Source organism: Vibrio sp. 378, from assembly GCF_033339435.1.
In genome coordinates, this window is the sequence record NZ_JAWOUO010000328.1 from 1 (window position 1) to 838 (window position 838).

At 46.9% G+C, this 838-nt stretch carries 2 protein-coding genes; one reads left to right on the forward strand and one right to left on the reverse strand.

What is annotated here, in order from left to right; translation table 11 throughout:
• The coding region (locus R7Q48_RS26050; RefSeq protein WP_318133081.1) for a GNAT family N-acetyltransferase at positions 1-367 on the reverse strand (367 nt) is incomplete at its 3' end.
• A 146-nt stretch (positions 368-513) separates the two neighbouring features.
• On the opposite strand from R7Q48_RS26050, the gene R7Q48_RS26055 reads away from it, so the two are divergent.
• A partial coding sequence (locus R7Q48_RS26055) for a DEAD/DEAH box helicase (RefSeq protein ID WP_318133083.1) occupies positions 514-838 on the forward strand: 325 nt, incomplete at its 3' end.

Here is an 838-nt window from a genome sequence, read left to right on the forward strand (position 1 = left end):
AATCGATAAGATGTTCTTGTGCACCAATGTCTATGGTTTTTTCGGGCCATAACGTAGAACATGCTTGGATGGCTTGTGTGATTAGCCGATGGCCTAAGCCACCACCTCGGGCTGTTTGTTTGGTTACGACTCGGCCAATACTGACGTTATCGTAAGTGGTTCCAGCTGGCAGAAGCCGAGCGCAGGCAACTAATTCATCATTGTGGTAGCCGAGTAGGTGATGAACGCCGTCAATAATATCCTTACCATCTAGCTCCGGGTACGGGCAAGTTTGCTCGACGACGAACACGTCGACGCGTAAGCGCAGCATCTCATACAGTTGTAAGGTAGTTAGTTGAGCAAAAGGCAAAGTGATCCAAGTGGTCATGTCCGTCGTCCATAATGATAGTAGAGTGCCTGAATGTACTCGCTTTTGTTTCAATACTCATTAACAATGGTTAATTTTCACTGGTCTTCCCAGAAAATCTGGCGATAATGTGCCCTCTTTTTCATCCCACCTGAGGATATTTCCCTGTGAGCAAACAAACTTTTGACCAAGTAGGCCTGAACCCAGCGCTACTAGAAACGCTGGATTCATTGAACTACACCCATATGACGCCAATTCAAGCGTTAAGCTTACCGGCGATTTTGAATCTGCGTGACGTAATTGGTCAGGGTAAAACGGGCTCGGGTAAAACAGCTGCGTTTGGTCTTGGCGTGCTATCAAATCTAAACGTAAAACGATTTCGCGTGCAGGCTTTGGTGCTGTGTCCGACTCGCGAACTGGCGGATCAAGTTGCTAAAGAAATTCGAACGCTAGGGCGTGGTATCCATAACATTAAAGTACTTACGTTGTGCG